14 protein-coding genes are annotated in these 15224 nt (G+C 70.2%); 6 read left to right on the top strand and 8 right to left on the bottom strand.

From position 1 onward, the window contains the following. Nucleotides 1-70 precede the first annotated feature (70 nt). Nucleotides 71-958 (top strand): LysR substrate-binding domain-containing protein, encoded by an 888-nt coding sequence (locus tag ACFY1L_RS29630; RefSeq protein WP_388830858.1) that lies wholly within the window; start codon nucleotides 71-73, stop codon nucleotides 956-958. Here ACFY1L_RS29630 and ACFY1L_RS29625 read toward each other — a convergent pair. Together ACFY1L_RS29625 and ACFY1L_RS29620 are read right to left on the bottom strand one after the other, a co-directional pair. Continuing rightward, complete coding sequence (locus ACFY1L_RS29625) at nucleotides 955-1719, bottom strand: class II aldolase/adducin family protein (RefSeq protein ID WP_388830856.1); 765 nt, start codon at nucleotides 1717-1719, stop codon at nucleotides 955-957. The two genes, ACFY1L_RS29630 and ACFY1L_RS29625, sit on opposite strands and share 4 nt — an antisense overlap. A gap of 59 nt (nucleotides 1720-1778) precedes the next feature. Next, on the bottom strand, nucleotides 1779-3236 hold the full coding sequence (locus ACFY1L_RS29620) for a sodium:solute symporter (protein ID WP_388830854.1): 1458 nt from the start codon (nucleotides 3234-3236) through the stop codon (nucleotides 1779-1781). 115 nt (nucleotides 3237-3351) lie between these two features. On the opposite strand from ACFY1L_RS29620, the gene ACFY1L_RS29615 reads away from it, so the two are divergent. Beyond that, on the top strand, nucleotides 3352-4929 hold the full coding sequence (locus tag ACFY1L_RS29615; protein WP_388830852.1) for a PucR family transcriptional regulator: 1578 nt from the start codon (nucleotides 3352-3354) through the stop codon (nucleotides 4927-4929). Between the two features lie 45 nt (nucleotides 4930-4974). On the opposite strand, the gene ACFY1L_RS29610 is transcribed toward ACFY1L_RS29615, so the two are convergent. Next, nucleotides 4975-6585, bottom strand: a complete 1611-nt coding sequence (locus ACFY1L_RS29610; RefSeq protein WP_388830850.1) for an FAD-dependent oxidoreductase — start codon at nucleotides 6583-6585, stop codon at nucleotides 4975-4977. A 56-nt stretch (nucleotides 6586-6641) separates the two neighbouring features. On the opposite strand from ACFY1L_RS29610, the gene ACFY1L_RS29605 reads away from it, so the two are divergent. From ACFY1L_RS29605 to ACFY1L_RS29595, 3 genes are all read left to right on the top strand, one after another. Further along, a complete protein-coding gene (locus tag ACFY1L_RS29605) occupies nucleotides 6642-7364 on the top strand; it encodes a TetR/AcrR family transcriptional regulator (RefSeq protein WP_388830848.1) in 723 nt (240 codons plus the stop codon). Nucleotides 7365-7482: 118 nt separating this feature from the next. Then, nucleotides 7483-8091: a TetR/AcrR family transcriptional regulator gene (locus ACFY1L_RS29600; RefSeq protein WP_388830846.1), complete on the top strand. Its 609-nt coding sequence runs from the start codon at nucleotides 7483-7485 to the stop codon at nucleotides 8089-8091. After that, complete coding sequence (locus tag ACFY1L_RS29595) at nucleotides 8088-9122, top strand: DMT family transporter (protein ID WP_388830844.1); 1035 nt, start codon at nucleotides 8088-8090, stop codon at nucleotides 9120-9122. Before ACFY1L_RS29600 ends, ACFY1L_RS29595 begins: the two co-directional genes overlap by 4 nt. Here ACFY1L_RS29595 and ACFY1L_RS29590 read toward each other — a convergent pair. Next, the gene (locus ACFY1L_RS29590; protein ID WP_388830842.1) at nucleotides 9119-9547 is read right to left on the bottom strand and encodes a cold-shock protein; all 429 of its coding nucleotides are present in this window, start codon (nucleotides 9545-9547) and stop codon (nucleotides 9119-9121) included. The two genes, ACFY1L_RS29595 and ACFY1L_RS29590, sit on opposite strands and share 4 nt — an antisense overlap. Before the next feature lie 97 nt (nucleotides 9548-9644). Beyond that, complete coding sequence (locus ACFY1L_RS29585) at nucleotides 9645-10679, bottom strand: hypothetical protein (RefSeq protein WP_388830840.1); 1035 nt, start codon at nucleotides 10677-10679, stop codon at nucleotides 9645-9647. Between the two features lie 194 nt (nucleotides 10680-10873). Between ACFY1L_RS29585 and ACFY1L_RS29580 the strand changes: the two genes are divergently transcribed. After that, nucleotides 10874-11431 (top strand): AAA family ATPase, encoded by a 558-nt coding sequence (locus ACFY1L_RS29580; RefSeq protein WP_388830838.1) that lies wholly within the window; start codon nucleotides 10874-10876, stop codon nucleotides 11429-11431. A gap of 181 nt (nucleotides 11432-11612) precedes the next feature. On the opposite strand, the gene ACFY1L_RS29575 is transcribed toward ACFY1L_RS29580, so the two are convergent. The 3 genes from ACFY1L_RS29575 to ACFY1L_RS29565 form a co-directional block, all read right to left on the bottom strand. Further along, nucleotides 11613-12734, bottom strand: a complete 1122-nt coding sequence (locus ACFY1L_RS29575) for an arabinogalactan endo-beta-1,4-galactanase (RefSeq protein ID WP_388830836.1) — start codon at nucleotides 12732-12734, stop codon at nucleotides 11613-11615. A 195-nt stretch (nucleotides 12735-12929) separates the two neighbouring features. After that, on the bottom strand, nucleotides 12930-13928 hold the full coding sequence (locus ACFY1L_RS29570; RefSeq protein WP_388830834.1) for a sugar phosphate isomerase/epimerase family protein: 999 nt from the start codon (nucleotides 13926-13928) through the stop codon (nucleotides 12930-12932). 52 nt (nucleotides 13929-13980) lie between these two features. After that, nucleotides 13981-15177, bottom strand: a complete 1197-nt coding sequence (locus ACFY1L_RS29565) for a Gfo/Idh/MocA family protein (protein ID WP_388830829.1) — start codon at nucleotides 15175-15177, stop codon at nucleotides 13981-13983. Nucleotides 15178-15224 lie beyond the last annotated feature (47 nt).

Raw genomic sequence — 15224 nt, 5'->3', positions numbered from 1 at the left:
TGCCGCATTCTTCATAGGTCAAAGACCTAGGTCTTCCTCCAGCTATAAGGAGTGGGAATACAGTGATGTCATGGAGGTGCGCACGCTGCAGTACTTCCTCGCTGTCGCCGAGGAACAGTCCTTCACGCGGGCCGCGGCCCGCTGCCATGTCGCCCAGCCCGCCATCAGCCAGCAGATCCGTTCCTTGGAGCGGGAACTGGGCGAGGCGCTCTTCGAGCGCGACTCCCGTACGGTCCGGCTGACCGCCGCGGGCGAGGCGCTGATGCCGCATGCCCGTACGGTGTCGGCGGCCGTCGCCGCCGCGAAGGCCGAGTTCGCCGCGCGCTCCGGTCTGCTCACCGGGGCCCTTGCGCTCGGAGTGGCCGACGGGGTGGAGAGCAGCAGCCTCCCGGCGCTGCTCGGCACCTTCCACCTGCTGTATCCCGGCGTCACCGTGAATCTCCACGAGGGAGTCAGCGCCGGCCTGATTCCCCAGGTACGGCAGGGCTCCCTGGACGCGGTGTTCGTCGCCGTCCCGCCGGAGGGGCTCGACCCGGGGTTCGGGCACCGGGTCCTCGTCCGCGACGAGATCGTGGCCCTGGTCGCCGCCGACCGGCCGCAGGCCCGACAGTCGGAACTGTCCCTGCGCGAGGTCTCCGCCGCCCCGTTGATCACATACGGCTCGGACAGCGGCCTGTACGTCCGTCTGCGTACGGCCTTCGAAGCGGCCGACGTCCCTTTCCGGCCCGCGTACGCCACCAACCACGTCGCACTGCAGCTGGAACTCGTCGCCGCGGGTGTCGGCATCGCTCTCGCGGCAGGCGGTGCCCGGGGCATCGCAGGGGATCCGCGGGTCACCGTGGTGCCGGTGACGCCCCGCATCCCGTACGCCAAGGCGTTGGTCTGGCGCGCCGGCCCGCACTCGTCGGCCCCGCTGCGGGCCCTGCTGGACCTGCCGCACTCGGCCGCCGAGCCCTAGTCCCTGTAGTCAGGGGCGATGCGTTCGACGAGCCGGAGCAGTGCCGACCAGGCGAGGTCGTACGCCTTGTCGTCCTGGAGGTCGGAGCCGTGGTCCGCGCCGGACAGCTGGCGTGCGGTGAGTTCGCAGGTCTCGGGGTCGGGGAGGACGAGTTTCGCGCCGCCGGCCGCGGCCGTGGTCTGGATCTCGCAGGCCTTGTCCAGGTAGTACATGCGCAGGAACGCCTGGGCGGGGGTCTCGCCGACGGTCAGCAGGCCGTGGTTGCGCAGGATCATCGCCGGATGGTCGCCGAGGTCGGCGACGAGCCGCCGCTGTTCGGCGAGGTTGAGGGCGACGCCCTCGTAGTCGTGGTAGCCGAGCCTGCCGTAGAACTCCATGGAGATCTGGTTGAGCGGGAGCAGGCCCTCCTCCTGGCTCGCGACCGCGCAGCCCGCCCGGGTGTGGGTGTGCAGGACGCAGTGGGCGTCGGGCCGGGCGGCGTGGATCGCGCTGTGGATGACGAAGCCGGCGGGGTTGACGGGGTGCGGGGTCTCCTCGACGGGGTTGCCGCCGAGGTCGATCTTGACCAGGTTCGAGGCGGTGATCTCCTCGAAGAGCAGCCCGTAGGGGTTGATCAGGAAGTGGTGATCCGGCCCGGGGAGCCGTGCCGAGATGTGCGTGAAGATCAGGTCGGTCATCCGGAAGTGCGCCACCAGCCGGTAGACCGCGGCGAGTTCACGACGCAGGCGGAGTTCTTCCGGGGCGAGGGTGGGGGAGGGCATCGGAGCCTTTCAGGAGTACGGGCACGTGCGGGTGCGGGTGGGTGCGTACGGGGCGTGGGTCAGGCCGCGCTGAGTTCCGGGGCCGTGGCCGCGGTCGGCGCCTGCTCGCCCGCCAGGCGGCGGCGCCAGGCCTCGACGATCGCGTCCTCGGTGGGCCTGGTCAGGAGGCTGACGACGACGTACGCGACGAGGCTGGCGAGCAGCCCGTAGTAGATCGGCTCGTTGGCGAGGAGGCCGTCGGTCACCATCAGGGTGATCACCGTCGCACCGCCCGCGACCATGGCGGTCAGGGCGCCCTGCAGGTTTCCGCGCCGCCAGACCAGGCCGCCGAGGATCGGGACCAGCAGGCCGCCGACGAGCAGGTTGTAGGCGACGGTGAGCGCCTCGATGACGTCCCCGAGGACGCAGGCGATCGCCATGGAGACGACGCCGAGTACGGCGATGGCGAGCCGGTTCGAGCCGACCTCGTCGTGGTCCTTCGATGCCGTACGGCGGCGCAGCCGGGCCCAGATGTCGTTGTTGGCAACGGTGGCGGAGGCGATCAGGGCACCACTCGCGGTGGACATCATCGCGGACAGGGCGGCGGCGAGGACCAGACCGCGGACGCCGGTCGGCAGAGTGTGCTTGACGATGGTGGCGAACGCCTGGTCCGCGGCGGCCAGGTTCGGATACAGCGTCTTCGTCGCCATGCCGATGAACGCGCCCGCCAGGGCGTAGACCAGGCAGTAGACGCCGGCGACGGTGCCGCCCCAGGCGGCGACCTTGTCGCTGCGCGCGGTGAAGACCCGCTGCCAGATGTCCTGCCCGATCAGCATGCCGAAGGTGTAGATCAGCACGAAGGTGACGATGGTCTGGCCGCCGATGGAGGTGGGGGAGAAGTAGCCGTGCGGGAGCCGGTCGGCCATGGCGCCGAACCCGCCCGCCTTCACCACCGCGATCGGCAGCAGCAGGACGAGCACGCCCAGGCTTTTCACGACGAACTGCACCATGTCGGTGAGCGTGATGGACCACATGCCGCCGAGCGCCGAGTAGCCGACGACGATCGTGCCGCCGACGACCACCGCGACCCAGCGCGGCACGTCGAACAGGACGTCGAAGACACTGGCGTACGCGATCGTCGAGGTCACCGCCAGCATGAGGGTGTAGACCCACATGACGAGGCCGGAGATCACGCTGGCGGCGTCGCCGTAGCGCAGGGAGAGCATCTCGGCGACCGTGTAGACGCGCAGCCTGGCGATCCGGGCGGAGAAGAAGACGCTCAGCGCCAGCAGCCCGAGGCCGATGGCGAAGACCATGGCGGCGCCCGAGATGCCGTAGGTGTAGCCGAGGCGGACGCCGCCGATCGTGGAGGCGCCGCCGAGGACGACGGCGGCCATGGTGCCGCTGTACATGAGGGGGCCGAGCCGGCGGCCGGCGACCAGGAAGTCGCTCTTGGAGGCGGCACGCCGTTTGCCCCACCAGCCCACGCCGATGATGCCCAACAGGTATACGGCCATGACGAGGTAATCGACGGTCATGTGGGTGCTCCGGGGAGGGGAGAGGGAGAGCGGGGAGGGGTGGGGGGTGACATGACCGTAGCCACCGGGTGTACTGGGTCTGAAGTGCAGCTTCTGTCCAATATGGAGACGCCCGTTGGATGAATCCGCCAACGCCGAGCAGCCGTCCGTACGGCTCGGTGTGCTGCTCGCCGACCCGGAGCTGGGCCTCACCCAGGTCGCCGGACCGACCGAGGACCGCCTGGTCAGCACGGTCGGGACCACGGAGATCGAGGACCCCACGCCGTACCTCGTGGGCGGCGAACTCCTCCTCACCGCGGGGGTGCGCCTACCCGACGACGCGGACGGCGTCGACATGTACGTGCGCCGGGTCGTCGCCGCCGGAGTCGCCGCGCTCGGTTTCGGCGTCGCTCCCGTGCACCCGGAGGTGCCGTCCGAACTCGTCCGGGCCTGCGACCGGCACGGGCTGCCGCTGCTGCGCCTGCCGCCGGCCACCCCCTTCGTCGCCGTCGGGCAGGCCACGTACGCGGCGATCGCCGAGACCCGCAACCGCGAGCTGCGGGAGATCTCCCGGGCGCAGTCGGCACTGGCCTCGGCCGCCGCCCGCCCGGACGCCCTGCGCGCCGTCCTCGGCCAGCTCGCCGCCCACACCGGGTCCTGGTCGGTCCTCTACGACGCCCAGGGCACCGAACTGTTCAGCGCGGGCTCCCGCCCCTCGCCGCCCGCACCACAGCTCCTCCACGACCTCGCCGTACGCACACTGCAGCGGGCCGGCGGACCGACAGCGGCAGCGGCCCACCACGCCCAAGGGGTCCACCTGACCGCCCACACCCTGCCCGGCGCGGACGGCAGCACCACGGCGCTGGCCCTCGGCCAGGCCGCCACCACGGCCCCGACCGTCGTGCACCGCCAGGTCACCAGTACGGCGACGGTCCTGCTCGCCCTGCTCACCAGCCCGCGGCACGCCCTGAGCACCGACACCCACAGCGTCGGCGCTCTGGTGCGGCTCATGCTCGGGGCCACGCCCGCCGAGGTGGCGCCCGCCCTCGTGCCCGGCGACGGGACGAGAGGTGATCACTGGACGGTGGTGCACGGCCGACACCGGCCGGCACGGGACGCCACGGCACCGCGCACCGCCGACGACCCGGCTCAACTCGCAGCCCTGGCCGCCCTGTTGGGCACTCCCTACGTCCACATGGACGGCCCCTGTCTGAAGGCGCTGATCCCCAGCGCCCCCGACACCAGGCCGAGCGTCCCCGCTCAGGCCGCCGACCTGGGGTGGGTCCTCGGCTTCAGCGCCCCCGTGTCCGCACCCGACCTGCCGCACGCCGACACCCAGGCCGAACGCGCCCTGCAACGCGCGATCGCCGCCGAGGCACCCGCCATCATCCACACCCCGGACGCGCTCACCGTCCACGCGCTCGTCTCCCCGGCCGACGGCCGCGAACTCGCCCGCACCCGCTTCGCCCCGCTGGACCGCGTCGGCGCACCTGGGGCCCCGGTCCTCCTCGAAACCCTGCGCACCTGGCTGACCCTCCACGGCAGCTGGGACCGCACCGCGGCGACCTTGCAGGTCCACCGCAACACCGTGCGCCACCGCCTGGCACGGGTGGCCGACCTCCTCGGCGTGGACCTTCAGGATCCCGGCGTCCGGATGGAACTCTGGTTCGCTTTGCAATGGCTGCCCGGCGAGCCGACCGACATGGGGTCCTGAATCAGAGCCGTTCCCTTGGCACGGGAGGCCGGTCGGTGCCTCGTCTCAGCCCACCGGCTCGTGCTCGGGTGAGGGCGACGGCGCGCCGGCCCATCGGCGCAGGGTGGCTTCGAGGTCGGTGACGGCGGCGGTGTCGGCGGTGTCGCAGGCCCAGGCGACCACGCCGTCCGGGCGTACCAACACGCCGGTTGGCGTTGCGCGGTCGTCGGTCACGGTGCTCACTCGCCCGTTCCAGGGCGTGGCGAGGCGGGCGAACGTGCCGTCCGGAGTGCGGTCGAGTAGCAGGAACCCGCCGCCGTGACCGTGGTCGACCAGACGGGAGCCGTCCCTCAGCCACAGATCGGGGACGTACCTCCCGACCAGCGGATGGTCGCCGGGTAGATCGACGCGCTGCGTCACGCCGGAGATCTTCTTGACCGCGTAGGTCGTGCCTGCCCGGGTGCTCAGCAGATCGGCGACGACCTCTCGCAGCGCTGCCGACTTCGCGTCCCCGCGCATCACCCCGATCTGGGCCCGCGTCCAGTCCAGCACCCAGGCGCCAAGGGGACGACGCTCGGCATCGTACGTGTCGAGCAGCCCCTCGGGTGCCCACCCGGCGATCACGGCACCGAGCTTCCAGCCGAGGTTCATTGCGTCGCCGACCCCGAGATTGAGCCCCTGACCGCCGAACGGCGAGTGCACATGCGCGGCGTCGCCGGCCAGCAGCACCCGCTCCGCCCGATAGGCGGCGGCCTGGCGGGCGTTGTCGGTCCAGCGGGTCGCGCGACCGCGCAGCGCGGTCAGCGTGACGTCGGTGCCCGAGACCCGGCGCAGACTGGTCTGCAACTCCTCGAGGGTCACCGGCGCCATGGGGGTCCCCCCGCGCGAGCGAAGCCGAGCGTGGGGGAGGTCGCCGGTTGCGTCGTCGAACTCCACGGTGACCACCCGCCCGGGCTGCGGTCCGTAGCGGTACGCCCCCCGGGCCGACCACACCCATCCGTTCGCGAGCTTCTCCGGGTCGGCGATGTCGGCGACCGCCAGGTGTCCGGAGAGTTCGGGGTCGGTGCCGGGGAAGTCGATGCCCGCGAGACGGCGTACGGTGCTGCGCCCGCCGTCGCACCCGACCAGCCACCCGGTGCGCACCGTGCCGGCCGTGGTGCCGACGAGCACACCGTCGCTGGTGTCTTCGAGCGCGTTGACCTCCACCCCGCGGCGCACCGGTACGCCGAGTCGCGCGACGTGCTCGGCCAGCAGCTGCTCCAGCTCACGCTGTGGCACCATCCGTGCTCCGTCGGCCGCGGTGTGCGCGGCGAGGTCGGCATCGGACCAGTCCACGAGGTCGGCGTCGAGGACCATTCCGGCGAAGTGCCCGGTGAAGCGCGACTCGCGTGCTCGCCGGTCGCCGCCGGGCTGTCGGTCGTCGGCCTTGGGGGCGAACGACCCCACCCGCTCGAGGATCTCTCGCTGCACCTGTTCGGCGGCAGGCAGCAGGCCTCGGCGGTCGAGTGCCTCGGCCGTCGGAATGTTGATCGACCCCGCCTTCATCCCCTCGTCCGGCTCGGCCAGCCGCTCGAGTACCTGCACCGTCGCCCCGGAGAGCGCCAGCTCCGCGGCGAGCACGAGGCCCACCGGCCCGGCTCCGACCACGGTCACGTCCACGTCTTGGTTCACGTTCATCGTCACGAACACTGTTCTACGAACGAACAGTGTTCGTGTCAAGTTATAGTGGTCGGGTGAACCCGAGAGAGCGACGCGCGGCCCGTCACCAGCCGCCGAACCCCGGTGCCGAAGCCGCTCCCAGGCCGCGGCGCCGCACGGCTCCGATCACCGTTGAGCAGGTCATCGACACCGCGCTGGGTGTCGTCGCCGGCGAGGGCTACGAGGCGCTGACGATGCGTCGGCTGGCCGGCGCGCTCGACACCGGACCCGCCTCGCTCTACGCCCATGTGGTCAACAAGGCCGACCTCGACGAGCTGCTCATCGGGCGGCTGTGCGGCGAGCTCGCGCTGCCCGAGCCGGATCCCGCGGCCTGGCGTGAACAGATCCGCGGTGTCTGCATCCAGGTGCGCGACCAGTACATGAAATACCCCGGCATCTCCCGCGCCGCGCTCGCCATGGCCCCCACCGACCTCGAGACTCTGCGCGTCAGCGAGGGAATGCTGGCGATCCTGCTCGCAGGCGGCGTCGCCCCGCAGGCGGCCGCCTGGGCCATCGACGCGCTCTTGCTGTACGTCGCCGCCTACTGCCTGGAGATCTCGATCGTGCAGCAGCGCAAGGTCCACAACGAGGCGGACTGGGTCGTCGACACCGACGAGCTCCAGCGCCGACTGACCGCGCTGCCTGCCGAGACCTTCCCTCACACCACCCGCCACGCGGCCGAGCTCACGGCCGGCGAGGGCCACGACCGCTTCGACTTCACGCTCACCCTGATGATCGACGGCCTCGCGCGCCCCTAGCCAGACGTGGCACTGAGGGGGGAGTGGGGCCTCGGGCGGCCCGGCGTTGTCGACATCCCGGTGCGGCCCTTCCGAATTACTAGGTAGACTGACCTACCTAGTAGCAGGAAGGTGCGCAATGAGTGACACCCCCACCCCCGCAGCGCGGCCCGGTAAGAAGCGGGGAAGTGCCCGTACGCGGCTGCTCGACGCCGCAGCGCGTCGCTTCTACGCGGACGGCGTGTCGGCCACAGGCATCGACACGATCACTGCCGAGGCGGGCGTGGCGAAGATGAGCCTGTACAACAACTTCTCCTCCAAGGCCGACCTGGTCATGGCCTACCTCGATGAACGGCACGAGGAGTGGCTGGGCCTGTACCGGCGGCGGCTGGCAGAGGTCCAGGACGGACGCGGCGGCGTACTGGCCGTCTTCGACGCGTACGGCGATCACGCCGCCTTCGCCTACGAACACGGCTTTCGGGGATGCGGGTTGCTGAACGCGGCTGCCGAACTGCCCGCCGGGCACGAGGGGCGGGACGTGGTGCGCCGGCACAAGGAGGAGGTCGAGTCGCTGCTCGCCACGCACCTCGAGGAACTGCTGCCCGACCGGCCCGAAGAGGCCCGCGCGGTGGCCGAGCATCTGTCGTTCCTGCTGGAAGGAGCGATGGCACGCGCCGGCCTGGAGGGCGCGGGTACGCGTCTGGAGCATGCGCGGAGCATGGCGGCGAACTTGCTGGACCGACTGTGACGCGGCCCGCCGGTCCGGCCCGCTCGGTGGGAATGGGCTCCCTGTGCGTTCTCGTGGCGTCGGTTCTGTGGGGCACCACGGGAACCGCCGCGACGTTCGCCCCGGCCGTCGGGCCCCTCGCGATCGGAGCCGCCGCCATGGGCCTGGGCGGACTGCTCCAGGCTCTTGTGGCCGCTCCCCGTATCGCCCGGGAAACGTCCGGGCTGCGCGCGCAGCGTGGCGTGGTAGTGCTCGGTGCACTGTCGGTGGGGGCCTACCCGCTGGCGTTCTACAGCTCCATGCACCTGGCGGGAGTCGCCGCCGGAACAGTGGTGTCGATCGGCTCCGCCCCGCTCGCCTCGGCCGTGATCGAGCGCGTGGTCGACAAACGCAGTCTCACGCGGCGCTGGATGACAGGTGCCGCCCTGGGTCTGTCGGGAACCGTTCTGCTGTGCCTGGCCGAGGCGGCCGGGGCGGAGTCCGGGTCCGGGGCCCATTCCGCGCGGACGGTCGTGCTCGGTGTGGGGCTGGGCCTGGTGGCCGGCTTCACCTACGCCCTGTACTCCTGGGCGGCCCATCGACTGATCAGCCGCGGTGTCACTTCCGGCGCTGCCATGGGCACCGTCTTCGGGCTGGGCGGTCTGCTGCTCCTACCCGTGCTGCTGGCGACCGGCGCGCCACTTCTCGACTCCTGGTCCAACGCGGCCGTCGGCGCCTACATGGCCCTGGTGCCGATGTTCATCGGCTACGTCCTCTTCGGCTGGGGCCTGGCACATGTCCCGGCGAGCACTGCGACCACGCTCTCGCTGCTGGAGCCGGCCGTCGCGGCCGTACTCGCCGTACTCGTGGTGGGCGAACGCCTGCCGCTGCTCGGCTGGTCGGGCATCGCTCTCGTCGTCGGCTGCCTCGCAGTACTCACCACGCCGAGCCGCACTGCTGCGAAGGCCCGGGCGAACACCGGCGCCCGGGAAGACAGCCAAGCTCAACCGCACCGCGCTCCGGCCGTGGACACCGCAACGGTCGTGGCTGCAAGCGAGCCGGGCGAAGCCTAGTCCTCGGTCCACCCGTGGTTCTTGCCGAACTGCAGGAGCCCGCGGCGGATTTGGAGGATCTGCTCGCCGCTCACGGAGGGGGCCGTGGCGAGCAGGACTTCGGTGACCTCGTGGAGGAACTCGTCCGAGGTGAGGACGTCGCAGAGCGAGTCGTCGCCGTCCACCGGTCTGGAGGTGCCCGGGAAGGACGTCCTCACATGTGCGAGTGGCCTTCCGTCGGCCGTCGAAGCCAGCTTCACGGACGAGGCCTTGAGGCCGCGGTCCCCCTCCTCGACGTCGAACTCGACCGCGAGCCCCGGGCGCAACTGCTGCTCGGGAATGAGCAAGTCGTTCACGTGCAGAAAGACGTCGTCGGTGCCGTCGTCGGGAGCGATGAACCCATAGCCCCGGGCCCCGTCGAACCGCACAACACGACCAGCAACCATGCCACCAACCCCCAAAGAAACCGGCCCCCATGTACCGGGCCAACGCCAGCGCAGGAGGCTACGCCAACAAGACTCACAAGGCGAGCAACCCCGGCGCTCACTCGGTGTCGTCGCGGACCGGGCTGCCTCCGCCGGCGAGGATCGCCTCCTCGTCGTAGTCGATGCACTCGTAGTAACCGTCGTAGGGGACGGGCGAGAAGATCACGCCGTCACGTACGGTCCAGCCGGCTTCGATGACCATGGCGACCGGGGCGACGTCCATGTAGTCCCAGGGGCCGGCGTCGGGGGCGTAGGCGTCTTCGACCGCGATGGCGACGCACGCACCGAGGTTCTCGACGAAGACGTACCAGGGGGCCAGTTCGTCCGGCAGCGGAATGGGGCTGGGGCGTCCGGGGACGACCCTCTCGCTCTGGCACGCCGCGGTCATCAGGGTGGCCGCCAGTACGTCGGGCAGACCGGTCTCGCCCGGCGGCCGGTGCACCGGGATGGTGGCGCGGGCGTGTGCGGCCCCTTCACGGACCCAGCGCTGGTAGTCGTCCCGCGCGGCCAGTGCCTTGCGGGCCTTGTCGAGTTCCCAGCCGAGTTCGGATGCGGCCCGCTCTGCGCCTTCCGGGCCGGTGCCGAACTGTTCCTGAAGCATGCGGGAGCGCAGTGCGGTGGCCCGGGCGAGTTCTGCCCGCGCCGGGATGAGGAGCTCGCGGTTCAGTTCCAGTTCGGCCGCACGGGGTCCGAATGCCTCGCTCAGAGGCGAGAGACCGGACAGCCAGACGGCTTCCAACTCGGCCAGTACCGCGAGGTCGCGCTCCTCGCGGCCCGCCTCCAGGGCGTACTCCTTCGTCGATCCGGGGCGGGTCAGCCGGTCCAGGACATCGGCAAGTGCCTCGCGCAGCCAGCGCATCGCATCCCACGGGTCGTCGCGGTCAACGGCCCAGTACATGTGGTTGCCCTTGCCCTTGCGCCACAGCCGGTAGACATCCGACACGCCGAGTCCGGGTTCGGTCATCCACAGCCGCTCGCCCGGACCGCCGATCTCGCTGTTGATGGCGGTCAGCTCCACGACGCGGAGCTGTCCCTCCACGAGGTCGACCAAGTCGTCGTACTGGAAACGCGGTTCGCGGTGAATCGTAGGCATGCTGTGGTCTGTTCCCCTGCTGCAGGCGATGGGCTCCGCTCGACCTGCCGTACTGGACCGGCGCGAGCCGTCACGGGCCGATCTTCGCATCTGGCGCCCGGCGAGAACACCCTCCTCGGACAGGACGGCAGGTCCGTGGCTGCGGGTGCGGTATCGGATCGCCCGCGGGGGGCGTCAACTGGCACGCTGCCCCCATGGATCGTGCGGAAGTGCTGCTCATCGGTGGGCGGGCCGGGGTGGGCAAGACGACGGTGGGGTGGGAGGTTTCGGCGCTGCTGCGTGCCGCGGCCGTGCCGCACGCGGTCATCGACGGGGACTTCATGGGGCAGGTGCATCCGGCGCCGCAGGGGGATCCCGACCGCTCGGAAATCACCGAGAGCAATCTGACGGCCGTGTGGGCGAACTTCGCCCGACGCGGATACCGCCGCCTGATCTACACGAACACCGCGAGCGTGCTCCCTGAAGCGGCGGGCATGTTCGAGCGCGCCATGGGGGCCGGGGTGCGGATCGTACGGGTGCTGCTCACCGCCTCCGATGCCACCGCTCGACAGCGGCTGGTGGGGCGGGAACTCGGCTCGGAGCTGGAGACGGAACTGCAGGCCAGTATGCGCAAGGCACGTCTCCTGGATGAGCGGGCTCCTGAGGACGCGGTACGGGTGGTGACCGACGGGCGGCTTGTGGTGGACATTGCGCGGGAGGTGGCTGCCGCCACTGGCTGGACCGCCAACTCGGCGTTTCATAGCGGTGGTTGACGGTGGCTTGATTGACTGGCAGGGCGGGCCGGCCCCTGACCACCCTGCTGTTCACCATCGTCCGCTTCCCGCAGGTCGCTACGACGTCCTCAACATCAGCGGCGACAACATCGAGACCGACGGACAGGTCATCAGCTTCACCCTGTGACCCGTCCGTCGGCCCGCTCGCTCAACACAGCGCCTACGGCGTCCACTTGATGTTCGGGTTCACCTGGCCGGTCCAGTTGAAGGTGGCCATGTTGTCCCAGCCGTCGCCGCTGTTGTTGATGTCGGCCGGATCCCATCCGTTGCCGGGGACCGCGTACCAGGTCGGCTCCCAGTAGAAGACGCCGATCGCCCCGGCACTGCGGGCCGTGTCCTGTACGGCGGTGAAGTTGGCGGCCTGGCCCTGCCAGGTGAGCGGATAGCCCGAGCAGCCGGACGTGACCGAGTTGCTCGTGCTGTCCGCGTTCGCCGAGGTGAACGGGTAGGCCGTCTCGGCGATGATCACATCCTTGCCGTACCGGGACTTCATGTCGGACACGACACTGCCCATGTTGGCCAGCGTGCCGTGCCACATGCAGTAGTACGACAGCCCGGTGATGTCCCAGTTGACGCCCTTCGCCTTGATGCCGTCGTAGAACCAGCGGGCATGTGCGTCACTGTCCGCGTCGGCCGTGTGGACGACCACCTTCGTGCCGCTGTTGCACGCCTTGGTCGCGTTGTAGCCCGACTTGAGGAGCAGGCTCAGATTGGTGAAGTCGTTGTTGATCACTTTGCCGTCGTCCCAGAGCATGCCGACGTTGATCTCGTTGCCGATCTGCACGCTGTCCGGGGTGGTGCCCTGCGACTTGAGACTGTTGCAGACGTCGTAGGTGTAGTTGTAGACGTCCGTCTGGAGCTGGCTTATGCCATGGCTTGCCCACGCCGCGGGCTTGTACTGCTTGCCCGGGTCCGCCCACGTGTCCGAGTAGTGGAAGTCGACCAGCAGTTTCAGGCCCCTGGCCCTGACCTGCTTGGCGTACGCCAGCACCTTCGCCTCGTTGTTGTATCCGCTGGCCGGGTTGTTCCAGACCCGCAGACGGACGTAGTTCACGCCCAGGCCCTTGAGGATGTCGAGCGGGTCCTTGGCGGTGCCGCTCGCGTCGTAGTACTTGGCGCCGAGGTCGAGGGCTCGTTGAGCGGTCGAGACGTCCGCGCCGAGCATGCTGAGCGAGTTCGCGGCAGAGGCGCTCGTGGGCGTGGTGAGCAGGGACGCGGGCAGGGCGGCCGCCGCAATGAGCAGGGCGGCCTTCACTGTTCGGCTCGAACCGTTCGCGGGCATCCCATCTCCTTTGATGGATGTGATCGTCACCTGGCATGTGCATGAAAGACTGTCCGGGAACGTTCACAGTAGGAGTGGGTCTAGTGCACTGTAAATACGTGCGCTGAGGATTGTGTACGTGCACAGATGACGAAGCCGGAAACGCAAAGTGGCCCCGTTCCCGACCGTCGGGAACGGGACCACACAGGCGGTAGGTCAGAGCGCGGCCGCGGCGCTGTGCAGGTTCTTGGCGGCCAGGGCGAGCCCCTCGGTCTGGGAGTAGGCGGCGTCCTCGTGCTCGATGTTCACCGCGATGTCCGGGTCGATCTCGGCGAGGGCGCGCAGGAACTCGGTCCAGAACGCGACGTCGTTGCCGAGACCCACGGCGACGAACTTCCACGCCGGGTTCTCCGGCCAGGCGTTGCACCAGAAGCCGTAGCCGGTGGGCACCTTGCCGGGGGCGTCGGCCGGCACGCGCGTGAACGACGTGTCCAGTACGCCGCGGATGTCGGCGCCCGGGCAGAGCGTCGCGTCCTTCGCGGCGGCGTGGAAGACCAGCGGACCGAGCCACTTGATGGAGGCGATGACGTCCATGCCCTGCCACATCAGGTGGGAGGGGTCCATCTCGGCGCCGACGTTCGTGAGGCCACCCTCGTCGACCAGCCGCTTCAGGGTGACCGGCGAGAAGACGAGGTTGTGCGGGTGCATCTCGATGGCGACCCGGACGTCGTTCTCCCGGGCCAGGGCGTCGATCTCCTGCCAGAATTCGACGGCCACACCCCACTGGTAGTCCAGGACGTCCATGTAGACGCCGTCCCACGGATTCACCACCCAGGAGGGGTACTTGGCGTCCGGGTCCGAGCCCGGCGTACCGGACATGGTGACCACGTGCCTGACACCCAGCAGGCCCGCGAGGCGGATCGTGCGGCGCAGGTCGTCGGCATGCTTCGGGCCGACACCCGGGAGCGGGTTGAGCGGGTTGCCGTTGCAGTTGAGACCGGTCAGCTCCATCCCGCGGTCGGCGAACGTCGCCAGGTATTCCTCGCGCGCCGTGGCCGAGGACAGCAGCAGGTCGACCGGGCAGTGCGGGGAGGGGATGAAGCCGCCGGTGTTGACCTCCACCGACGTCAGACCGTTCTCCTTGAGGATGTCGAGGGCCTCGGTGAGAGTGCGGTCGTGCAGACAGGCGGTGTAGGCGCCGAGCTTGAGGGCCATGTGTCTAATCCTTCTCTACGAGCGCTATCGGCTCTACGGGCTCTACGGCTGGTCAGGCGACGGGCGGAACCGGGACGGCGGCACCGTCGTTGCGGGAGGACTCGACTACGGCCTGGATGATCTCCATGGTCCGCAGCGCGTCGGCGAAGGTGGCGCAGGCCGGCAGCGGCTCGGCGACGCCCGCGACCTGGTCCAGGAAGGCCCGGGTCTGGTAGGTGAAGTTGTCGGCGTTGCTGGCGCCCACACCCGGCGCCTCCATCGGGACACCGCCCGCGAAGTACGGCAGGTTCGGACCGGCGATGATCTGCCGGGCGCCGCGCGTACGGGCGTCGGGCTGTGCGTCGTCGAAGAGGTACTCCGCGGGGCGGTGCTGGTCGAAAGCGGCCCGGCCGCCGACGCCCAGCACGTCGAAGAAGAGGCCGTTGGGCAGACCGAAACCGGTGCGCGTCACCGAGAAGGTGCCGACGAGACCGGACTCGAAGCGTGCGGTGAAGGACGCGGTGTCCTCGTTCTCGACCTCGCCGAACTCGTCCGAGACGGGAGCCGCGTTGTGCCCGACGACCGCGCCCAGCGGCAGCGGCCGCTTGGCGATCTGCGTCGACAGCGAGGCACCCGAGACCGAGGCGATGGGCCCCACGACGTACTCGGCGGCGTCGATGACGTGCGAGCCGATGTCCCCCAGTGCGCCGGAACCGGGACCGCCCTTGAACCGCCAGCTCAGCGGACCGTTCGGGTCGGTCGCGTAGTCGCACCAGTAGCGGCCGCTGAACAGCGTCAGGTCACCCAGCTCACCGCGCTGCACGTGCTCGCGGATCGCGGAGATGCCGGGGGAGCGGCGGAAGGTGTAGCCGACGGCGGTCACGACCTCGGCGGTGCGCTCCAACTCGGCCATCGCACGGGCGTCTTCCATCGACCCGGCCAGCGGCTTCTCGCACAGCACATGCTTGCCGGCGGCGACCAGCGCCTCCGCGATCGGCCGGTGCAGCGCGTTGCCCACGACGATGCTGACGGCGTCGATCGTCGGGTCCTCGACCACGGCCTCCCAGCTTGGGAGAGCCTTCTCGAAGCCGTAGCGACGCGCGGCGTCCTCGCCGAGGGCGACGTTGGCGTCGGCGATCGCGGCCAGGCGCACCGGCGGCAGGCCGGCCCCGAAGACCGTGTTGACGTTGCGGTATCCGGCGGCGTGGCTGCGGCCGGCCATACCGGCTCCGATCACCGCGACGGACAGTGGTTTGGCGGAGGTGGTCATGGCGGTGCCTTTCGGAAGTCTCAGGAGAGATACGGGGATTCGGGAGG

This window comes from Streptomyces sp. NPDC001663 (genome assembly GCF_042893105.1).
In the GTDB taxonomy this organism is placed as follows: domain Bacteria; phylum Actinomycetota; class Actinomycetes; order Streptomycetales; family Streptomycetaceae; genus Streptomyces.
Note: the sequence above shows the minus strand (reverse complement) of the source record. Positions and strands in the feature narration are given on the sequence as shown.